Consider the following 20,824-nt stretch of genomic DNA (forward strand, 5'->3'; position numbering starts at 1 on the left):
GCCGGCTAGGCCATCTTGTCGACGCGGCGCAATATCAGCCGCATTGGCGCATGCCTGAGGGCTCGCGGCAGCAGCCGCGTGGCGGCCCTGGCGACGGCGATGACGCGGGCGTTGCGCTGCGCGGCTTTCCCGGTGAGGCGATAGCCGAAGCCTTCGCGCACCGGGGCCGGCAGCTGGGCGATGGTCACGTCGCGCATCAACGGCATGCCGATCCGGACCCACCATGGGGCATTGCGTGCTTCGAAAAGTTCGCGGGCCAGCGCCCGGGTCTGGTTGGTGACTTCCAGCTTCGCTTGATTCTGCGCAAAGTACTGCTCGAAGCCGCCGAGGTCCTGCGGCCAGTAGTCGACCGGCATCTGCAAGGCATCACCGAGCCGTGCGTACTGCAGGTAGAGCTCTTCCTGGTCGGCCTCGTTTTCATCCAGGATCTGGCCGGCAATCACGCGGGCCGAATCATAGAGCGTGGCCGCCACCCACAACTGCAGCCTGGGATCCAGCGCAGAATACGCGGGCCTGCCCTCGTCACGCGTTGCGCGAATGGGCCGGTGCGCCGCGTCCACATGGGCGATGATCTTGCGCTGCTGTTCTGCTGTGCCATTGCTCAATGCATAGATATATCCGAGGGTATGAATCAGCCGGCTGAGCGGGTTGGCGGCGAAATCAGAGTGCTCGGCAATGGCCCGGCCAATCTGCGGGTGGGCCAGCTGAAGCAAGATGGCTCGGCCCGCTCCGAGCAGCAGCCCGGCTTCCGGCGCGATGCGGGAGAAGGGCTCGCCGTTCTCTGCGGCCATGTTCCTTTGCTTCATGACCCCCATTCTAGGCAGTCGGCTTGCCCAAGGGCATTGGCGCCGATGGCTGCAGGAAGTCGCTCAGGATTCTTGCGCCGCAGCCTTCTTCAGCAGGACAACGACCGAAGTTGCGGCCATGAACACGGTTCCCGCGATCACCGCAATGCTCTGGGGCGTCTGGCCCGGGTCGCTGGACAACGCCGGCACGATGAGAATCAGGACGGCGGCCCCCAGCACCATGAGGGCAAAAGCTGCATAGAACATCTTCTTCACTGCGTGTCTCCTCGGGTAGCGCGCTGCCGCGAAACAGCTGCGGCATCCGGTGCCTAGAATGCTACCCCACAGTGCAGGATCGCGTTGGCGTAGGGGGTAGCTTCCCCCGTGCGCACAATGACCTTGGCCTGGGGCAGTTGGGCTTTCAGCTCTTCGTGGGAGATGAAGTCCGGGTCCAGGTCCCTGGCCAGGCACAGTTCCTGGACCGGGCCGTTCTCGGCTTCGGCCGCCAGGGTGCTGTTCTCGATCACCATGTTCCGGGCCAGGACCTCGAGCACCTGATCTAAGCTGGGCAGACCCTGCACCAAGGCCAGATCGATGACCAGTGGGCCTTCGGGCAGCGGCAGGCCGCAGTCCGCTATCACCACGATGTCGGTATGCCCGCACTTGGCCAGGGCGGCCAGCAGCGGGGCGTTGAGAATTTCGGATTTCAGCACAGCGGCTTCCTTAGGTCTTGCTCGAAAAGGGGTCTCAGAGGTTCTGCAGGGAACGCGGGTAGGAAGCTTGGGCTCCGTGCGCCTGCACCGTCAGCGCGGCGAACTTGCCGGCGAATTCTGCGGCCTGCGCCAGGTCATCGCCCTTGGCCAGGCGGGCAGCCACCGCACCGGTGAATGCGTCGCCGGCACCGGTGGTGTCCACGGCCTTGACCTTCACGGCGGGCAGCGCGCGAACCTGGACCCCGCCGTTCTCCCCTGGGAAGCGGTCGGCAACCAGGCAGCCATTGGAGCCGAGGGTGATGACCACGCTGGCGATGCCCTGGTCGACCAGCATCCCGGCCAGGCGCTCGTACTTGCCGTCGAACTGGCGAGCCGGGTGCGGGTTCAGCTGCTGGAGCACGGCTTCGGCCTCATGCTCGTTGACCACCAGCGGGTTGGCCTTGAGCAGGTACTCGCGGTCCAGTTCGATCACCGGCGCCAGGTTGAGCACGATGCGCTGTGTGGCAGCATCCATGGCGGCCTTGATGCCCGAGGCAGGAATCTCGCCCTGCAGCACCAGGATGCCCTCGATGCCCCCGGCGGCCTGCACAGCCTCGCCGGAGACGGTCGAGTTGGCCCCGGAGACCACGGCAATGGAGTTCTCCGCGCCACAGTCCACCTGGATGATGGCTACGCCGGTCGGCTCGCTGGCGCGGGCCACGCGATCGAGTTTCACGCCGGCTTCCCCGAGCTGGCCCAGCGCGATTTCGGCGTGCGAGTCGTTGCCGACGGCGCCGATGAATTCCGTGGCGGCACCGGCCAGCGCGGCGGCCAGCGCCTGGTTGGCGCCCTTGCCGCCGGGCGAGAGCTGGTAGGAATCTGCCAGCACGGTTTCGCCCGGGCCGGGAAGGCGGGCCATCAGCGCGGTGATGTCCACGTTGCTAGAGCCCACAATGGTGACCTGGATGTCCTGCTGCATGTTATTTCCTCTGGTTCTCTCCACCCGGCGGCCGATGGGCGCCGGTGCACTGCTTGATTGCCGCTAAGGGCAGATTACTCGCCTGCGTAGTCAGCGACGTTCTTCTCGTCTACCGTGTCAACGGCGACCTGCACGTTGGCTTCGACTCCTTCGCCCTTGATGGCCTTGGCCAGGATCTGCACCGACTGCTTGCCCAGCTCGGCCGGGTTCTGGGCGATGGTGGCAACCAGGGTGCCATCCTGGACTGCCTTGAAGCCGTCGTCGGTGCCGTCGAAGCCGACTACCAACACGTCCTTGCCGGCCTTGTCGCCCAGCGCCTGGATGGCGCCCAGGGCCATTTCGTCGTTCATCGCCAGCACGCCAGCGGCATCCGGGTTGGCCTGCATCAGGTTGGTGACCACGTCCAGTGCTTCGGCTCGGTCGAAGTTGGCGGTCTGCGAGGAGACGACCTCGATGTCCTTGAACTCGGCCAGGCCCTTGTCGAAGCCTTCGCCGCGCTCGTTGGTTGCCGAGGCGCCTGGAACACCTTCCAGCACGATGATCTTGCCCTTGCCGCCCAGCGCCTCGCCCAGCGCCTTGGCAGCCTGCTCGCCGCCGGCAACGTTATCCGAAGCCACGAAGGAAGCGATCTTGGTCTCGCCCACCGCGCGGTCAACCGCAACGATCGGCAGGCCGGCCTCGGCCACCGGGTTCAGGCCGGCTTCAGCGGTTTCGGTATCCACGGCGTTGATGATCAGGCCGGCCGAGCCGTTGGTTGCCGCGGTTGCCAGCTGGTTGGCCTGGGTTGCGGAGTCGTTCTGCGCGTCGACGACGGACAGGTCGATGCCCTGCGCTTCGGCCTCGGCCTGGGCGCCGTCACGCAGGTCGACGAAGAACGGGTTGTTCAGGGTGGACACTGCCAAGGTGGCCGAGCCGGCCTCTGCTTCGGTGCCGCGGTTGCAGGCGGCCAGGCCGGCCACCAGGGCCAGTCCGACGCTGACGGCTGCGGTCTTGCGGATGATGTTCTTCATGGGGTTCTCCTTTGAACTTTTCTTGAATTGCTGGGTACGGAGGGAAAATCTAGTGCTTGACGTTCTTGCGGCGCAGCACGTCGAAGCCCACGGCGATCGCAATCACGGCGCCGATGACTACCTGCTGCCAGAAGGCGGAAACCGAAAGCAGGTTCAGCCCGTTGCGGATCACGGCCAGCACCAGGGCGCCGATCAGGGTGCCGGAGATGCGTCCCACGCCGCCGGAGAGCGATGCGCCGCCGATGACCACGGCCGCGATGGCATCCAGCTCGTAGCCCGAAGCCAGGGTCGGCTGGGCAGAATCCAGGCGCCCGGCCAGGATCATGCCGGACAAGGCCGCGAAGACGCCGGAGATGACGAAGACGGTGACCAGCACGCGCTTGACCGGGATGCCCGACAGGCGCGCGGCTTCGGTGTTGCCGCCCACGGCGAAGGCGTTCTTGCCGATGACGGTGCGGTTGAGCACGAAGGCGGCAAGCAGGCCGGAGACGACCAGGATCAGAATCGGCACCGGGATCGGGCCCAGGTCATCGCCCAGCCAGGACACCGAGGAGCTTGTGGAGATCGGCCGGCCATCGGAGATCACCAGGGTCAGCCCGCGCACCACGGTGAGCATCGCCAGCGAGGCGATGAAGGTGGGCAGCTTGCCGTAGGCGCTCATCGCACCAGTCACCCAGCCGCACAGTGCACCGACGGCCAGGCCGATCGGGATGGACAGGCCATCGGGCAGGCCGGCGGTGGTGATGGCATAGGAGGAGCCCATGGCCGAGAGCGCCGCGACCGAGCCGACCGAGAGGTCGATGCCGGCGGCGACGATCACGAAGGTCATGCCGAAGGCCATCACCGCGATGGTGGAGACCTGGATGCCGATGTTCATCAGGTTCGGTCCGGTCAGGAAGCGCGGGGTGGCGATGAACAGGGCCAGGCAAAGAATGACCAGGCCAACCAGGGCTCCGTTGTTGGCAAGGAATGCCTTGAAATCAAAGCCCTTCTTCGGGGCAGTAGCTACGCTGCTCATTACTTGGTTCCCATTTCTTCTTCGCGGTGCACATTGCTGACGGCCAGGGACATGATGGCGTCCTGGGTGGCTTCTTCGGTGGCCAGTTCCCCGGCGATGCGTCCCTGGCTCATGACCAGGACGCGGTCGGACATGCCCAGCACTTCGGGCAGTTCGCTGGAGGCCATCAACACGCAGCCTCCGGAGGCGGTGATCTCATTGATCAGTTCGTAGATTTCGACCTTCGCTCCCACGTCCACGCCGCGGGTCGGCTCGTCGAGCAGCAGCACCTTGGCCCCGGCGGTGAACCAGCGGCCGAACACGGCCTTCTGCTGGTTTCCGCCCGAGAGCGAGCGGATGGGCGCATCGATGCTGCCCATGCGGATGCGCAGGCGTTCGGCGACCTGCTGCGCGCGGGCCTTCTGGCCCTTGCGGTCCACCAGTCCGTTCTTGGCGGTGGCGGCCATGGTGGCGTAGCCGATGTTCTCGGCCACCGAGGCATCCAGCACCAGGCCCTGGGTCTTGCGGTCCTCGGGAACGTGCCCGATCCCAGCGCGGGTAGCTGCAGCGACGTCGAAGCTGGCCAGCTTCTTGCCGTTGACCGCCACGACGCCGCTGGCGTACTTGTCGGCTCCGGCGATGGCGCGGATCAGCTCGGTGCGCCCGGCACCCATCAGGCCGGCCAGGGCAACCACTTCGCCGGGGCGGACTTCCAGCGAGATGTCCTTGAGCATGCCCTCGCACAGGTTCTGCACGCTCAGCAGCGGCTTCTGGCCTGGCTCGGTGGCTACGCGCGGGAACTGGGCGTCGATGTCGCGGCCGACCATGAGCCGGACCAGCTCGTTCTCCTCGGTGTCCGCCGGCACGGTGGCAATGAATTTGCCATCGCGCAGCACGTTCACGAAGTCGCCGATTTCGGCAATCTCATCGAGGTGGTGGCTGATGAACACCATGCCCACCCCTTGTTGCTTCAAGGTGGCGACCACCGAGAACAGGTGCGCGATTTCGGCCTTGGTCAATGCCGCGGTGGGCTCATCGAGGATCAGCACGCGGGCGTCCAGACTCAGCGCCTTGGCGATCTCCACGAGTTGCTGCTGGGCCAGGCCCAGCTGGCCCACCGGCGTATCGACATCCAGCGCCAGCCCGAGCTTGTCCATCGCTTCGCGGGCGATCTGGCGCATGGCGCGGCGGTTGATGATGCCGAATTTGCGCGGCACGCGGCCCAGGGTGATGTTCTCGGCGATGGTCATCGACGGGACCAGGTTCAGTTCCTGGTGGATAGTGGCGATGCCCAATGCCTCGGAGGCCTTGGTGTTGGGAATCTTCACGGCCTTGCCGTCCACCAGGATCCGGCCGGCGTCCGGCTCGTGCACGCCGGCGATCATCTTGATCAGCGTCGACTTGCCTGCGCCGTTCTCGCCGAGCAGCACCGAGACCTTGCCGGCATGCACCTCGACGGTGACCTCGTCGATCACCTGTACCGGGCCGAAGGACTTGCAGACCTTGTCCAGGACCAGCAGAGCGTCATTACTCATTTTCGTTCCTTCCATCCTCGCCTATGCGCCGGTGGCGGGTTGCGTTGGGGCCAGCGACTCACGCGCGGTGAATCGGCTGATGAATTCTTGGGGCTCGGGGCTCTTGCCCGCCATGACGTCCTGGAGCGCGGTGACCGCGGCGCGGCCCATGCTGGTCAGGTCGTGGCTGATCGTGGCGATCGGCGGATCGTGCATGAGCATTGCATCCACCTCGTCGAAGGTGATCACCGAGAGCTGCTTCCCGATCCGGATGCCGGCTTCGCGCCACACGGTCAGTGCGCCGATGGCCATCGGCGCATCGGCGATGACCACCGCGGTCGGCTGCAGTTTATGGCCCAGCAGCCAGCGGGCGCCTTCGGCACCCGAGGCGGCGCGGAAGTCGCCGGCAAAGTGCAGGGCAGGATCGGTATCCAGGCCGTTGGCGGCCATCGCCGAGTCGAAGGCGCTGTGGCGTTCGCGGGCGGTGGATGCGTGGTCCGGGCCGCCCAAGAAAGCGATTTTGGCGTGGCCCAGGGCCTTCAGCCGCGCGATGGCTTCTTCCAGGGCGCCGGTGCTGGAGGCGGTGATGGATGGGATTCGAAGCTCGGGCAGGGTGCGGTCGACGAAAACCAGCGGAGTGCCCGAGGCAATGATGCGCTGCATCATCTGGCTTGGCCGGTCGGCGTCTTCATCAAGGCCCTGGGGAACGAGAATCAATCCGTCAACGCGGCGCGAAAGCATCGCGGCGAGGAACTGGTCCTGCTGTTCGGTGTCCTCGTTGGCATTGCCGATGAAGGTCATCATTCCCGCGGCGTGGGCCTGCTGCTCGACGGCATGCGCGAGATCGGAGAAGTAGGGGTTGCGCACATCGGATATCAGCAGCGCGATGGTGTCGGTTTTGGTGGAGCGCAGGGAGCGGGCCTGGGCATTGGGCACGAAACCCAAATCCTTGGCGACAGCTTCCACTTTTTCGCGGGAAGCGGCCGAAGTGGCGGGGTGGCCGGATAGAACGCGCGAGGCAGTCGCGGAAGATACTCCGGCTGCAAGTGCCACATCCTTGATGGTGACAGCGTTCATGTCGATAAGCCCCTTTGCTTACGTGTAATCGATTCCATGGAATCGATTACACAGTTTTCCGCACAAAGAAATTTAAGTCAATACGCTGCCCCTGGGCCTCGGATAATCCTTATCCATGGAGCAGAATTTTTAGGCTCGTGACTAGCCGCTTTCAGTTGTCAGCGGTCTCCAGCCCGAATTGCCCAATAATCAAAGTCACCTCGCGACCAGCTGGCCCGATGGTCGCTAAGATGGTGCTTGTGTCGGTCAACCAGCTTTCAGATAGCGCCCAGAACTATCTCAAGATCATCTTCGGTCTCAACGAGTGGTCGAGCGATCCGGTAACCGCCAGCATCATCGCCAGCAAATCAGGCATGAAGCTCTCCACGGTTTCCGGCGCCCTGGGCAAATTGCGCCAGCAGGGCCTGCTCGACCATGCGCCCTATGGCGCCGTAACGCTGACCGAACTGGGACGCGAGTATGCGGTGACCATGGTGCGCCGCCATCGCCTGATCGAAACTTTCCTGGTGCAGATGCTGGGCTACCGCTGGGACCAGGTGCATGACGAGGCCGAGAGCCTGGAGCATGCGGTATCCGATTTCATGATCGAGCGCATCGACAGCTTGCTGGAGCACCCCACCCGCGACCCGCATGGCGACCCCATCCCGACGGCCGAAGGCAGCATTTCCATCCCGCAGGCGTTCAACCTGAGCGAAGCCAGCGATGACGCCCAGGTGGTTGTCGAACGCATCGCCGATGACGATTCGCAGCTGCTGCAGTATTTCTCCGATCATCGGATCGTTGTCGGCGCGCAACTGCGCATTACCGCTGGCGAGCAATTCTCCGAGACAGTGAATGTCCAGGTCTGCTCAACTGGCGAAACCCTGCGGTTGGGTTCGCGTGCAGCCGCGGCCGCATGGGTCTCCCTTCTCCCCTGAATAGCCTTTCCAGGTCCTGGTCAACGGCAAGCGGAAGGCCCGTGGCATCGACGCGTCCCTGCACCCAGGGTGCTGATTGTCCGGCCAATAGTCTAAAGTGATGATCAACCAGGGATACTGCAATGTACAAGTTTTACATGGGGGTACATTGCAGCATTCTTGGCGAACTCCTGCGCTCACACTCTCTTGAAAGACATCACCTTGCCAAGAAAACTCATTGCTGCGCTCTGCGCTGCAGTTTTGGTGCTCGCTGGATGCAGCGCACCGGCAGAACCTTCGGCACTTACCGGGATGGATCCCGCACCGGTTGAAGACCTGCTGGCAACAGATCGGCCATTGCTGGTTGAACGGGCTGCCACCAGCAGCAAGAAGGTCCTTCCCGGGGCGAAGCTCAAGGGCCCCAAGGCCACCGCAATGCTCAAGACCCTGCCGGTAAAGGGCAAGGCGGCCGCCACTGGGTACAACCGGAACAAGAAGTTCGGCAATGGGTGGAAGGACTTCGACAAGGACAAATGCGATGAACGCCAGGACACCTTGTCCCGGGACATGTCCAAGGTGAAGTTCAAGGACCGCAAGAAGTGCACCCTAGCTTCGGGCACGTTGCATGACAGCTACACCGGCAAGAGGATCAACTGGAAGGTCAAGTCAGGCAGCGTCGACATTGACCACGTGGTTTCCCTGAAGAACGCGTGGATCTCCGGCGGCCAGAAGCTTTCCCAGGCCCAGCGCCAGGCTCTGGCTAACGACCCGCTGAATTTGATGGCCGCTGATGCCTCTGCCAATCGCCAAAAGGGCGATAAGAACACAGCTGAATGGCTCCCCAAGAACAAGTCCTTCCGATGCCAGTACGTAGCCACCCAGATCAGCGTCAAGAAGAAGTACGCGCTGTCGGTCACCAAAGCCGAAAAGCAGGCGATGGCCAAAGTGCTCAAGAGCTGCCGCAACCAGAAGGCCGCGAAAGTCACCACGATCAAGCCTGCCGGTTCCAAGCCCAAGGCATCCCCGAAGAAGGACGTGCACAAGGCTCCTTCCGCGGTCAAGGGCACCGTGCATCCGGGCGCTTACTGCAAGCAGGCAGACAAGGGAAAGCGCGGCAAGTCCAAGGCCGGCAAGCTCTACACCTGCAAGACCGACGCCAAGGGCAAACTGCGCTGGCGCGCCTAATGCCGCTTGCAGGTCCCGATCGAGCCAACTGGTTCAGCTGCCCATCCGGGCGCAGCGCAGGGCAGCGCCCTTCCAGTTAGCAGGGTGGTCGGGTGGAGGTTCAAGCCATGCGCCGGATCGCCCGGATCCGGATCCAGCCATGAATCGAGAGGACCTGCGGCAGCGTTGCCGGCCATGGGAAGTACGCTGATTCGCTGATGCGTGCATCCATTGCCCATCAGCTGTCGCCGGCGAACGCACGTCTCACACGCCATTTTCCTTTCAGCTGCGTGAAACTTGCCACCGCCTTCTACGCGTTCGCCGCAAGCGCCTTGCGCCGCCCCTTGCTGGCCAGCCGGGTGGCAATGAGTCCTTGCTTCGGACTGAACAGATAGGCAATTCCAAAAATCGCCGCCTGGGCCAGAACCACCATTCCGCCGGTTGATGCATCGAGGTAATAGCTCATGTAGACCCCCAGGATTCCTGCACAGGCTGCGAGGATCGGTGCGATCAGAAGCATCTTCCCGAATCGATCGGTCAACAGGTAGGCCGTGGCGCCGGGGATGATCAGCATGGCAACTACCAGGATGACGCCCACCGCCTGCAAAGCCACAACAGAGGTCATGGCCAATAGCCCCAGGAGCACCGCACCGATGATCCGCGGGCTCATCCCCAAGGCATGTGCGTGCGTTTGGTCAAAGGCATAGAGGGTGAAGTCCTTGCGCTTGAGAATCAGGATGGCGAAGGTGATCGCGCCAAGCACCAGGACCTGCCACAGGTCATTGGCCGAGACGCCCAGCAAATTGCCGAAGATGATGTGGTTTAGATCCACATGGCTCGGCGTGACCGAGACCAGCACCAGCCCGATGGAGAAGAGCGTGGTGAAGACGATGCCAATGGCAGCATCTTCCTTGAGCTTGGTGGTGTCGCGGACTCCCCCGATCAGGGCCACCGCGAGGAATCCGAAGACCAGGGCACCCAGGGCAAAGGGAGCACCCACGATGTAGGCCAGCACGACTCCGGGCAAGACCGCATGCGAGACTGCATCGCCCATCAGCGACCAGCCAATGAGGACCAGCCAGCAGGACAGGACCGCGCACAGTACGGCGGCGATGATCGTAACCAGCAGGGCGCGCACCATGAAGGTGTAGCCCAGCGGCTCAGCTAGCAATTCAATGAGGTTCATTCCCCGCCTCGCTTCATGGGATCCAGCCCGAAGGCCAGGGCCAGGTTTTCTGCCTGCAGCACGAGATCCGGATGGCCATGCATCAGCACCTTGCGCATCAGGAGCACCGCTTCATCGGCAAGTTCCGGAAGCGCGTGCAGGTCGTGGGTGGAAATCAGCACGCTGCCGCCTTCATCAGCAACTTCGCGCAACAGCTTGGTGATCGTTGCTTCGCTGCGTTTATCCACGCCTGCGAAAGGCTCATCGAGCAGCATGATATTGGCGCCCTGGGCAATGCATCGGGCGACGAAGGCACGCTTTTTCTGGCCTCCGGAGAGCTGGCCGATTTGCCGGTTGGCAAAACTGGCCAGCTCCACCCGTTCGAGGGCTTCATCCACGGCGGCGTGGTCCCTCTTCCTGGCTCTCCTGGTCCATCCCATTTGCCCGTAGCGCCCGGTCATCACCACTTCACGCACCGAGATCGGGAAGTTCCAATCCACGGCTTCGCTTTGCGGCACGTAGGCAAGCTGCCCGCTTTTCCGAGCTTGCAGCGGGTCGGTGCCGTTGATGCGCACGCTGCCGGTGTCGGGCTTGATCTGCCCCATGATGGTTTTGAACAGCGTGGATTTGCCCGAGCCGTTCATCCCGACCAGGCCGCAGACCCGACCGCGGCCCAACTGCAAGGAGGCATGGTCCAGGGCCAGCACGGGGCCGTAGTGGACGGTCGCGGCCGACACATCAATTGCGAGGGCATCGCTGGGCTTCGCGTTCATGGTGTTCCGCCTTTCAAGGCACGGGCGATGGTTCTGGTGTCATGCGAGATCAGGTCCAGGTAGCTGGGTACTGGACCACCAGGCTCGGATAGCGAGTCCACATAGAGCGTTCCGCCATAGGAGGCATCGGTGGATTCGACGACTCGTTGCATGGCCGCATCGGAGACCGTGGATTCGCAGAAGACCGCAGGAACATCGTTTTCCCTGACAAAGTCAATCGCCGCGGCGACCTTGCGCGGCGTAGCCTGCGATTCCGCGTTGACGGCCCAGAGATACTTTTCGGCCATGGCGGTATCCCGGGCCAGATAGCTGAAGGCCCCTTCGCAGGTCACCAGTACCCGCTGGCGTTCGGGGATTTCTGCCAGTGCCGCTTCGAGCTCGTCGTGGACCTTTTGCAGTTCGGCTTGGTAGGCCTTGGCGTTGTCCCGGTAGTCGCGCGCATTGGCCGGGTCCAGTTCGGTAAATGCATCTGCCATGCGGTCCACGTAGATTTTCACGTTCAATGGGCTCATCCACGCATGCGGATTGGGCTTTCCCGCACCTTCTTCCTGGACGATATCGATGGCCTTGATCCCTTGGCTGACGGTGGCATGCGGAGCGTCATTGCCTTCGACGAATTGCTGGAACCAGGCTTCGAGGTTCAGCCCGTTATCGAGAATCAGGTCCGCATGCGATGCCCGGCGCAGATCATCAGGGGTAGGTTCGTAACCGTGGATCTCCGCACCAAGACGGGTAATTGATTCAACGCGCAGGTGATCGCCTGCGACATTCTGGGCGATGTCCTGCAGGACCGTGAAGGTTGTCAGCACCACCGGCCGGTGGTCTTGGCTGTCGGCGGGCACGGCACTTTGGCTACCGCCGCATCCAGCGAGCGCGAACAGGCATGCCAAGCCAGCAGCCAGCCAGCCTGCGCGTTGCCCCGCACGTGATCGGGGCTTGAGGGTTCGCACCATTGCACACCATTCCAAATCTCGCCATGACGATTAGTTCGTCCCCCTCAATCATAATGTTTGAGGGGTCGAACATTGCAAGTTCGCGTCAGCAGATTTCGGTGCGCCCTACTGCATCAGACCCCCAGCAGGGTATTAACCAGCCTGGCTGCGGTGCGGGCCGTTCTTCCGTCAATATCCAATGATGGATTCAATTCGACAACATCGACCAGCGCCAGCTTGTCACTGCGCGCCAGCATCGCGCAGACCCCGTGGACTACTTCCAGCGGCACCCCGAATCCGGCAGGGGCGCTAACCCCGGGGGCGACCGAGGCAGGAAGCACATCCAGGTCAATGGTCAGGTACAGCTTGTCTACGCTCTCCATGAAGTCGGCAATGAAGGCCAGGACGGAAGGCAGCTGCCCGGCAGTGCACTGCTCGTCAAGCAGGTAGCGCACTTCCAGGGCGCGGGCCTGCTCGAAGAGGACCCGGGTATTGTTCGGTTTGCTGATGCCCACCACGGCATAGTTGAAATCTTGTCCCGCCGCCTGCAGGTCCTTGGCAATATCCAGGAAAGGAGTGCCGCTGCTCCGCCGCGGAGCACTGCGCAGATCGAAATGCGCATCCAGATTCAAGATGCCCAGCCGAGTTCCAGGCTCTTGGCTGCAATGCCGGAAAAGGCCGTTGAACGAACCGTAAGCCGTTTCATGGCCGCCGCCGAGCACGACTGGAAGCATCCCTCCTCCGAGCAAAGCGCTCACCGACTGCGCCAGCCGCTCCTGCCCTGATTCAAGCTCATCGCCAGATACTGCGACATCACCAGCATCAATCAGGAGCCGTGGCTCGTGGATAGCAAGGGAACCCAAGGCGGCACGCAGCGCCTGTGGTCCTTGCGCCGCCCCGGCCCGGCCCTCGTTGCGCAGCACGCCGGCATCCGAAGCGAAACCGAGCAGCGCTGCCGGTCCCCGCCCGCTGGACTGGTCGTCAGCCTTGCGGTTGATTTGCTGATGCCATCTCAGGTGCTGCTCGCCGGCACCGTCATTGCGCCCGCTCCACGTAGCCGCTGCCCGGTCAACAGCCAATTCCGGCTTAAAATTCTCCATGGTTCCAGCTGACCAGAGACACCGCGAGTACGCTATGCCCCCTGCGCATCTTCGTCTGAAACACCAGACAGCAGCAGATTAGCGGGTTCGCAGCGCCCCGTAGTCCAGCGGACCTCCCGTGGCCGAGTTGCCGTAGACCTCCACATGGATGTGATCCATATGCATCGTGGTGTCATTCCAATTGCCGGTGAACTGGTTTCCGTACTTTCCTGATCCGGAATACGGCGTCCAGCCTGTCGTGGGAAGCCAAATCCGGTCTTGCCAGATCAGGTAATAGATACCCAGCTGACTGCGGTTATCCAGCAGGAACTGGGCCAGCTTCTTGCCCTGGGCAACCCGCTGCCTGTTCTTGTAGTCGCGAATCATCAGGTCCACGGCCTTCCCGGAGCTGTGCCCGGCAGAGCCGCTTCGAATGGTATGAATGGCGCTGATAGTATCGCCGGTCTTCCCCTGCAACGCAGCGATGACGCGCTGCGCATCGGGTTGCAACGTTCCCGGCTCATTTTTGGAAAGGTAGTTTTCCTTGACCCAGCCGGTGGCCTGGGGAGCGGCGACTTGCGCCCATCCGGAATCGCTGCGCAGGTAGGCGACTTTCTGCCCCGCTGGCAGCACGGCTTTGCTCTGGTGGCTGATTCCCGCGCCGGCGCGGAGGTTCACGTTGGTTGTGGTCCAGCGGTATTCGGCCTTCGGTGCCGGTGCCGGTCGCGGCGCCTGCGGTTTGCTAGTAGCAAGATAGCCATTGCTGATCCATCCGGTGCCCTGCGTTGAGGCAACTCGCGTCCAGCCATTGGCCGTTCCCAGGACGCTGACCTGCTGGCCCTTGGAGATGACCGCCAGTGATTTATGGCCGGTGGAGTACCCGGAGCGCAGGTGCACATTAGCCGTCGTCCAGCGCTTGGCCTGCTTCAGCGGCGTGTAGGCCTTGGCCACCAGTACGCTTGATGGAACCCATCCCATCGTCTTGGAAGTCTTCACTCGCGCCCAGCCATTCGACGTGCCGTGCAGGGTGAGCTTGGACCCCGCTGGCACGGTCCCCAGGGACTTGGCAGAGCCCGAAGCGCCGACGCGCAGGGCGGTATTAGCCAGGATCCAGCGAGCCGATGGGTTGGCGGGCTTGTAGGCGGTGCTGGACAGGCTAGTGCTAGGCACCCAGCCGGTGCCGCGCTGGGACTTGATCTGGGACCAGGAACCTCGGGTTGCGTACAAGCCGACTTTTTCACCCGGCGCAAGGCTTCCAAGGGATGGAGATGAGCTGCGATTGGACTGGCGCAGGACGCTGCTGCTGATCAGCCAACGGTTCCCGATCGTTTTCCGGGTTGCTGCCGGTTGCGACGACAGCTGCTTGGCCGGCAGCCAGCCGCGTTTTCCGGCAGAAATGGCATAGGTCCACGAACCTGACGTGCGCAGCCACTCGACTTTGGCTCCAGCTGGAACACCCGCAACGCGTGCCGCTTTGGCAGAGGCGGACTTGCGCAGCACTTGCGCGGTTTTCGCATACCGGTACACCGGCGCGGGCATTGCGGTAGACAGCTGGCTGGTGGGCACGAAACCGGTGATCTTGCCGATTCTGATCCGGCTCCAGGAACCGGTTGCGCCCAGGCGCTGGACCTCGGCTTTGCGCATGGCCCCGGTCAAGGCCGCGGATGCCGCCGATGCCTTCTTGCGCACCGGCTGGAAGGAAATCAGATAGCGCACGGCTGAGGTCTTGGGCTTTGCCGGCGCCAGCGCTTTCGGCGTTGCCAGGTACTTGGCCGAGACCCAGCCGGTCTTCTTCATGTAGCTCGCTTGCACCCAGCCCGATGAACCCTTGGACGCGAGGAGCTTGGCACCTTTGGGAATGACTAGCAGCGACGCGGATCGGGCCGATGGCGACTTGCGCAAATTCAGGTTGGTGGTGGTCTGCTTGGCAATTGCCGGAGGAGCGGCAGCGAGTTGCGCCAGGCCGGCTGGAGCCTGCGTTGAGGCGCTGGCGCCAGCTGCGGTCCCGAAGGACAGCATCAGGACCAGCAGCAGGCCCAGTACACGTTTAGAGAATTTCAATGTCAGTGCTTTCGAGCAAGGGCATATTGCCGTTTCCTGCGGCCCACGGAAGTGCACAGCGATCCGCTGTGGTGACAATTGCTGTTACCGCCAAGGAAATCATGACACAGGTATGGCGGTTTCACCGCGCTTGGATTCTAAGGTTCTAGCGTGCCTCGGAAATGACGAAAGCGGTGACGGATCCGGGTTCGATTTCAGTTCGCCCGGCATCCTGGATGACAGGTCCAGCGGCCTGCCGCGACAAGCGGTCGAATTCCCTGCGCGGCAGGTGCTTGATGCCCACCGGAGCATGGGCGTGGAGCCACGCTTCGACCTCTTCCGCTGGGGATTCTGTCAGCCAGGCGAACAGCGCGTGTGCTGCCTGCGCCGCGGCCTTGCCTGTGGACATGTCCAAGGATTTGTTCAGTACGATGCTGATCTGCGCATCCAGGACTTCCTCCGCTTTTGGAAGCTGCGTGCCGGAGACCTGCAACTTGGCAATCAGCTTCGGCAAGTCAGCGGCCGGCAATGGAGGCAAGCCAACGGCTCGGGCCTTGCCCACTTCACTGACCATTTGCTCAGGGAACATCTCCAGCACCTTGGCGAACATCTTGGGATTAGCCCGGCGTACCGATTTGGCGTAGGCCTGTGAAGCCCACTGCTGCCAATCCGGGTTCTGCGGATCTTGCAGATAGGCAATCACGGCTGCTCGTGCCACCGCTGACAGGCCCTCGTCCTCGCTCGACGGATCCTCCTTGTCGATTCGCAGGATGATGGGCTGGACCAGTTCTCCGGGGTCGCGATCGCGCAGTTCAGTCATAGTCTTATTCTATGGCGAGTGGTGGCCCTGAAATACTCGGAGCGGACTAGCAGTGCCCCGACTGGCGAAGCCGATTGCTCCCCGGCTTCCACCGCGTGCACAGCGCGGCATTGCGCCATGTCCCAATGCTTGGCTTATGTTGGCCGATGGGCCCGAGCACTGGTGCTTCGGGGAACGGCAACGGCAAGCTGACCAGCAAGCTGATTCCAATCACCTCCGCGAACACCACCGTTTTGCCAGTGGGCGTGCAGTTCATCGAGCCCACGATACGTACCGGAGGGCTGGGCACCGTGCTGCTCGATGAGGCTGTCGGCGAATCGTGGTGGACCCTGCACCCTGCTGTTCCGGGCAACGATCCAGCGGAGATCCTGCCGGCGCGCACTCTTGCCAACTACGAGGAGCTGGGCGCGCCTGGTCGCCGTTGTTCCAGAAATCCATTACGGATGGCCCGCAAGCCTTTGATGCTGTCTTGGCAGCAATGAACTTCCAGGGTGCAGTTCGCGTCGTTGCGGATATTTGGCCAGCACCGGCTAACTAGCGGCTTGGACTCTTGCCTAGCGCCGCCGCACCTTGCGAACAATCAGCAAGATGACACTGGTAAGCATAGCCGTCGCCAAGCTGACCAGCAGCGGAGCCTGCCACGGAATTTCCAGGACACTTCCGGTGAATTGTTCCCAGAAGGAGCCGACGGTCTTCCAGCCAGTGGTCTTCGATCCAATAACTCTGGCCGCGCTTTCCACGACTGCCGGCATCATCCATTGGATAGCCAATGCGAAAACCCACATCAGCAAGTTCATGATCCTCGAGAACCCGACGAATCCCAAAATGAGGCCGAGGATCAGCGGCCCGGAATACCAAAGGTAAACGTAGTACGACTGGGCGCCCGCAACGAGCGATGCGATGATCTGCAGCCAATAGCTCACGCCCACAGTGAGCGTTGCATAGAAGAGCACCGCTATGGGCAGCCGCAATTTAGTGGCCAGGAAATACCAGGCTTGGCTGACCAGCAGCAGGCCACCGAAAACCCAAAGATGGCGAATCGAAGCTGGGGAGAGTTCCCCGTCCAAGAGCCCCGATTCGAATGCGTGGAGTCCTTGGAACCCCAGGCCCAAGAGTCCCAGGACCATGCCCACGGCAGTCACGATGGCAAAGCCGGTGCGGCTATATCCAATGCGTCGGGCAAACCAGCTGCCCCAGAGGGTGATCACGGAGAAAACCACCAGTAGCCCTTAGGCGTCGTCGCTGGCATGCGGGAGAATTGAGCGGTCTTCCTGACCGATCCATAACCACGGCAACACCGCGATCGCAGTGATCAGCAATCCGGCGACCAATTGCATCCACCAGTTTTGCCAGACGCGCCTCATTGAACCCACTCTTACTCCTCGGTGTCCCTACGCGCTCATTGTTCCAGAGCCAGAGCGAAGCATCGCGAATGCCGGCAGGCGTTTCTTCCAACTCGCTCGGAGCTTGTGATTCGAATGTGAGTGATTTTGGCAGAAATGCCAGATGGCCCGTGGGCATTCCACCCAACTGGAATGCCCGCGAGCCATCTGGACTATGTCTTCTACCTTGCCTTGGCGTGGGTGGCCAGGGCTCCTTGATCCCGTAAATGCAGATGGTTTACGTCATCAGGCGGTCCTCGTTGATTTCGGCGGTAACCTGTTCAACTTCATCTACCAACAGTGAACTACACATAGATCACACTGTGCAACAGGCGTGCTAACAACTAGTCAATATGATCAATTGGACAAGGAATATCTCGTTATTATTCGCCATTTTGCCGTGAGATCTGAATCACAAATTTTTGATCAGGAAATGCGGCTGGGACTATTGACCTTGACGTTGCGTCAACCATTAGCGTGGTAGCCATGAAGGATTCAACTAGCCACGAGCCGGCAGTTCACCACTCGATTGCGCATGTCTCAAAATCCGCTGGCATCAGCAGCCGTACCTTGCGGCACTACGACCAGATCGGCTTGCTGAAACCTGACTACCTGTCCGCCAACGGCTACCGGTTCTACACCGACGGGCAGCTGGTCCGGCTCCAGCAGATTCTCCTGCTCAAGCAGCTGGGCATCAAGCTGGAGACCATCGCTGAAATCCTGGACGAGCAACGCGATGAACTGGTCGCGCTGAGCACCCACAAGGAACAGCTCCATAGGCAGCGTGCGGCGCTGGACCGGCAGATCGCTGCCTTGGAGCACAGCATTTCAACACTAACGACAGGAGGAAACATGGAACCGGAAAAGAGCTTTGACGGCTTCAACGAGCAGTACAAGCAAGAGGTTGCCGAACGCTGGGGCGCCGACGCGTATGAAGCATCGAATCGCTGGTGGCGTTCCAAAACCGGGGACCAGCAAAACGCATTCATGGAAGAGGTGAAGATGCTCAATCAGGATTGGATCGTGGCGGGGAAGAATTCCGTCCCAGCGGACAGCTTCGAAGCCCAGGAATTAGCGGCTCGACATGTGCGCTGGCTCCAGAGCGCCAAGGGCACCCCGCTGGATTCCGGCGATCCGGCACAGCACAAGGCATATATCTGCAATCTCGGCGAGATGTATGTCGCTGATCCGCGGTTTTCAAAGAACTACGGCGGATACGCGGAGCTGGTTCGCGACGCATTGCGGATCTTTGCAGAACGGGCTATCGAGCTGGACTAGGCTGTGGCTGTTCCCGATGGACTCGGGAACAGCCAAGGGCACCGCATTCAGCTCTGGGATTCGTTCGCGATATCGTCGCGGGCCTGCGCATAGCGTTCTTGGATATAGTTCTCCAGTGCAACGCGTTCCACGCGCCACATGCCCCGCCCGCCAATTTGGATGGCCGGCAGCTCGCCGCTTTTCACCAAAGCGCGGACCTGGGGCAGCTTCACATTCAGTTCCTCTGCCACGTCTTCCAACCGCAAAAACCTCATATCAACAGGTTACTGTGATTAGCGCCCATTTGATCTCAGCCTGGTTATTTTGTGGATAAAAGATGGCTTTTCGCCCGAGCATTCGCCCTGTTGACCCCAGTAGCCGACTTGCACGCAATAATATCGGCCAATCCGCGCAACACATTTGGGATTCACTGGTCATATTGACTAAAATCTAGGTTGGTACTTATGCACGCGCAACACAACCTGTCTCAGGAGACCACCACATGAATTCGGATACGTATCAGCTCGATGAAACCGACCGGCGTATCCTTCTGGCACTCGATGCGGATCCGCGTGTGCCGATCATGATGCTGGCGCAGCAGCTGGGCCTGGCCCGCGGCACCGTGCAGACTCGTTTGGAACGCTTGGCCCATTCAGGTGCGTTGCGCCCGAACACCGCGCGAATCCTCCCTGCGTCCATGGGCCGTGGCGTCAGCGCTTTCGTTAGCGCTGAATTGAACCAGGCCAGCTTGAATGAGGCCATCGCCGCACTGCGCCAGATTCCCGAGGTTCTGGAATGCGTCGCGCCGGCGGGAGACACGGACCTGTTGATTCGTGTGGCCGCGACTGACCCGGATGACCTGTACCGGGTCAGTGAAGAGATCCGCCTCTGCCCGGGCATAACCCGCACTTCCACCTCGATGATCCTGCGCGATGTCATCCCATTCCGCACTACCGAGCTGCTCAAGAAGCTGAGCCAGGACTAGCTCCCAGTATGTTGGAGTCCAATGCATAAACGCCGTTGCCGGCACCGCAAGGTGGCCGGCAGCGGCGTTTGGCATTATGGCCTGTTTGGAACTTCTTCGAGAATGGCAGCGGGCAGATACTTGGCCGAGCGGTACACCTGCATCATGGATAGCAGGCAGAGCACGGCAAGCAGGCCAATGAATAGAGCAGGATGAGCGACCGTGCGCCACAGTGCAAAGAATGTCGGGAAGCTGAACCCGATGAAACAGCACATGTAGAACCGGCCGGTCAATTTGCCGACGTCGGCGCCGCCGGCAAGATCCAATACCTGGCTTAGCCCGGCAACCAGCAAAATGCCATTGGCCGAACCGGCTATGGCGAATGCGATAATTCCCAAGAATTCTGAGCCGCTCAGCGACACTGCGATCATCATGAGCAGTGCAGCCAGCGAGGTAGCCAGTCCAGCCATGAGCAGCTTGATCTTGCCCAAGTCATTGAATCTCTTGACGAATGGCTGGATCAAGGTACCCATGCCCATGGTGACCGCGACTGCCAAGGTGGTGTAGAACAGGCTGGATTCACCGGCGCCGTTGCTCAGCGCCGGAACCACGGCAAACCCTGTTGCCGCCATGCCAAAGACCCATGGGGCTGCGGGCAAGACGATGCGGTAGAACCGCTGGAGGTTTGCCGGAGTCGTCACGTCGGCCTCCAGATGATGCCCTGCCCGGTCAGTGACTCGGTCTTCTCGGGTGAAGAACATCAACAGCAACCAGGAAAGCGCCGCGGCGGCATGGACGATGTATGCCAGTTCCGGGCTGCCGCTGGTCCCGACAATTGCCCCTGAAATGACCGGTCCCAGCGCGAAACCCAAGGACGTGCACAGCGCGGCACGAGTCGCGCCGGCAGCTCCCGGGCTAAGCAGCTTCACCCAGCTGGTGATGGCAACCATGGCCAGGCCCATGCCCAAGCCGGTCAGGATGCGTCCCGCATAGAGACCGGACTCGTGAACCGATCCGAAGATGAGCCCGAGGGATCCCAGAATGGAGCAGGCAAGGGCAAGCAGCGAAAATGGCTTGCGCCCGAACTTGTCCGCCAGCGGTCCGCCGAAAGCCAACGCCGGGATCATGCCCGCCAGGTAGCTGCCCATGACCAGCATGGCCTCGAACTCACTGAGCTCGCGGAATTGCTGGTACCAATTGATCAGCGATACGTATTGGTTGGCACACCAACCAGTGAGCACAAGGCATACGCCCGGAAGCCACCACGGAGTTGCCTTTCGGGTGGTCATGCGAACAGT

At 61.9% G+C, this 20,824-nt stretch carries 23 protein-coding genes; 5 read left to right on the forward strand and 18 right to left on the reverse strand.

The features are described from left to right. Positions 1–5: 5 nt before the first annotated feature. The 8 genes from EDF61_RS10120 to EDF61_RS10155 form a co-directional block, all read right to left on the reverse strand. Positions 6–806 (reverse strand): oxygenase MpaB family protein, encoded by an 801-nt coding sequence (locus EDF61_RS10120; protein WP_166650776.1) that lies wholly within the window; start codon positions 804–806, stop codon positions 6–8. 63 nt (positions 807–869) lie between these two features. Continuing rightward, the gene (locus EDF61_RS10125) at positions 870–1,061 is read right to left on the reverse strand and encodes a TRADD-N-associated membrane domain-containing protein (RefSeq protein ID WP_133834008.1); all 192 of its coding nucleotides are present in this window, start codon (positions 1,059–1,061) and stop codon (positions 870–872) included. A gap of 53 nt (positions 1,062–1,114) precedes the next feature. Next, positions 1,115–1,498, reverse strand: a complete 384-nt coding sequence (rbsD, locus tag EDF61_RS10130; RefSeq protein ID WP_133834009.1) for a D-ribose pyranase — start codon at positions 1,496–1,498, stop codon at positions 1,115–1,117. Between the two features lie 34 nt (positions 1,499–1,532). Beyond that, positions 1,533–2,456, reverse strand: a complete 924-nt coding sequence (locus EDF61_RS10135) for a ribokinase (RefSeq protein WP_133834010.1) — start codon at positions 2,454–2,456, stop codon at positions 1,533–1,535. A gap of 74 nt (positions 2,457–2,530) precedes the next feature. Then, positions 2,531–3,466 carry a substrate-binding domain-containing protein gene (locus EDF61_RS10140; protein ID WP_133834011.1) on the reverse strand — a complete coding sequence of 312 codons (936 nt, stop codon included), beginning with the start codon at positions 3,464–3,466 and terminating at the stop codon, positions 2,531–2,533. 49 nt (positions 3,467–3,515) lie between these two features. Next, complete coding sequence (locus EDF61_RS10145; protein WP_105661957.1) at positions 3,516–4,484, reverse strand: ABC transporter permease; 969 nt, start codon at positions 4,482–4,484, stop codon at positions 3,516–3,518. After that, on the reverse strand, positions 4,484–5,998 hold the full coding sequence (locus tag EDF61_RS10150; RefSeq protein WP_105661958.1) for a sugar ABC transporter ATP-binding protein: 1,515 nt from the start codon (positions 5,996–5,998) through the stop codon (positions 4,484–4,486). Before EDF61_RS10150 ends, EDF61_RS10145 begins: the two co-directional genes overlap by 1 nt. 21 nt (positions 5,999–6,019) lie before the next feature. Continuing rightward, positions 6,020–7,054 (reverse strand): LacI family DNA-binding transcriptional regulator, encoded by a 1,035-nt coding sequence (locus EDF61_RS10155; RefSeq protein WP_133834012.1) that lies wholly within the window; start codon positions 7,052–7,054, stop codon positions 6,020–6,022. A 239-nt stretch (positions 7,055–7,293) separates the two neighbouring features. Between EDF61_RS10155 and EDF61_RS10160 the strand changes: the two genes are divergently transcribed. Further along, entirely contained in the window at positions 7,294–7,971 is a 678-nt protein-coding gene (locus EDF61_RS10160; protein WP_133834013.1) for a metal-dependent transcriptional regulator, read from the forward strand. 201 nt (positions 7,972–8,172) lie between these two features. Further along, positions 8,173–9,135, forward strand: coding sequence for an HNH endonuclease family protein (locus tag EDF61_RS10165; RefSeq protein ID WP_133834014.1), 963 nt, complete (start codon positions 8,173–8,175; stop codon positions 9,133–9,135). Positions 9,136–9,424: 289 nt separating this feature from the next. Here the strand turns inward: EDF61_RS10165 and EDF61_RS10170 are convergent, their stop codons facing one another. From EDF61_RS10170 to EDF61_RS10195, 6 genes are all read right to left on the reverse strand, one after another. Continuing rightward, a complete protein-coding gene (locus EDF61_RS10170) occupies positions 9,425–10,300 on the reverse strand; it encodes a metal ABC transporter permease (protein ID WP_105656327.1) in 876 nt (291 codons plus the stop codon). Then, positions 10,297–11,052 carry a metal ABC transporter ATP-binding protein gene (locus EDF61_RS10175; protein ID WP_105656326.1) on the reverse strand — a complete coding sequence of 252 codons (756 nt, stop codon included), beginning with the start codon at positions 11,050–11,052 and terminating at the stop codon, positions 10,297–10,299. The genes EDF61_RS10170 and EDF61_RS10175 overlap by 4 nt, the downstream gene beginning before the upstream one ends. Further along, positions 11,049–12,005, reverse strand: coding sequence for a metal ABC transporter substrate-binding protein (locus tag EDF61_RS10180; protein ID WP_105656325.1), 957 nt, complete (start codon positions 12,003–12,005; stop codon positions 11,049–11,051). The genes EDF61_RS10175 and EDF61_RS10180 overlap by 4 nt, the downstream gene beginning before the upstream one ends. Positions 12,006–12,118: 113 nt before the next feature. After that, positions 12,119–13,084 carry a formimidoylglutamase gene (hutG, locus tag EDF61_RS10185; protein ID WP_133834015.1) on the reverse strand — a complete coding sequence of 322 codons (966 nt, stop codon included), beginning with the start codon at positions 13,082–13,084 and terminating at the stop codon, positions 12,119–12,121. Positions 13,085–13,162: 78 nt separating this feature from the next. Then, complete coding sequence (locus tag EDF61_RS10190; protein ID WP_105661962.1) at positions 13,163–15,124, reverse strand: SH3 domain-containing protein; 1,962 nt, start codon at positions 15,122–15,124, stop codon at positions 13,163–13,165. A 145-nt stretch (positions 15,125–15,269) separates the two neighbouring features. After that, a complete protein-coding gene (locus tag EDF61_RS10195) occupies positions 15,270–15,923 on the reverse strand; it encodes a peptidyl-tRNA hydrolase (RefSeq protein ID WP_105656322.1) in 654 nt (217 codons plus the stop codon). 146 nt (positions 15,924–16,069) lie between these two features. Between EDF61_RS10195 and EDF61_RS10200 the strand changes: the two genes are divergently transcribed. Beyond that, on the forward strand, positions 16,070–16,405 hold the full coding sequence (locus EDF61_RS10200) for a hypothetical protein (RefSeq protein ID WP_133834016.1): 336 nt from the start codon (positions 16,070–16,072) through the stop codon (positions 16,403–16,405). A 72-nt stretch (positions 16,406–16,477) separates the two neighbouring features. On the opposite strand, the gene EDF61_RS10205 is transcribed toward EDF61_RS10200, so the two are convergent. Both EDF61_RS10205 and EDF61_RS19095 read right to left on the reverse strand, forming a co-directional pair. After that, on the reverse strand, positions 16,478–17,143 hold the full coding sequence (locus EDF61_RS10205) for a hypothetical protein (protein ID WP_133834017.1): 666 nt from the start codon (positions 17,141–17,143) through the stop codon (positions 16,478–16,480). Positions 17,144–17,152: 9 nt separating this feature from the next. After that, a complete protein-coding gene (locus EDF61_RS19095; RefSeq protein ID WP_286172199.1) occupies positions 17,153–17,287 on the reverse strand; it encodes a hypothetical protein in 135 nt (44 codons plus the stop codon). A gap of 504 nt (positions 17,288–17,791) precedes the next feature. On the opposite strand from EDF61_RS19095, the gene EDF61_RS10210 reads away from it, so the two are divergent. Further along, a complete protein-coding gene (locus tag EDF61_RS10210; protein ID WP_133834018.1) occupies positions 17,792–18,583 on the forward strand; it encodes a MerR family transcriptional regulator in 792 nt (263 codons plus the stop codon). Between the two features lie 47 nt (positions 18,584–18,630). Here the strand turns inward: EDF61_RS10210 and EDF61_RS10215 are convergent, their stop codons facing one another. After that, positions 18,631–18,837, reverse strand: a complete 207-nt coding sequence (locus EDF61_RS10215; protein WP_105656318.1) for a helix-turn-helix domain-containing protein — start codon at positions 18,835–18,837, stop codon at positions 18,631–18,633. A 227-nt stretch (positions 18,838–19,064) separates the two neighbouring features. Here EDF61_RS10215 and EDF61_RS10220 point away from each other — a divergent pair, with 227 nt between their 5' ends. Then, entirely contained in the window at positions 19,065–19,547 is a 483-nt protein-coding gene (locus tag EDF61_RS10220) for an Lrp/AsnC family transcriptional regulator (protein ID WP_105656317.1), read from the forward strand. 74 nt (positions 19,548–19,621) lie between these two features. Here the strand turns inward: EDF61_RS10220 and EDF61_RS10225 are convergent, their stop codons facing one another. Then, positions 19,622–20,815, reverse strand: coding sequence for an MFS transporter (locus EDF61_RS10225; protein ID WP_105656316.1), 1,194 nt, complete (start codon positions 20,813–20,815; stop codon positions 19,622–19,624). Positions 20,816–20,824: the final 9 nt, after the last annotated feature.

Origin of the sequence: Arthrobacter sp. JUb115, from assembly GCF_004365035.1 — a bacterium.
Taxonomy (GTDB): Bacteria; Actinomycetota; Actinomycetes; order Actinomycetales; family Micrococcaceae; genus Glutamicibacter.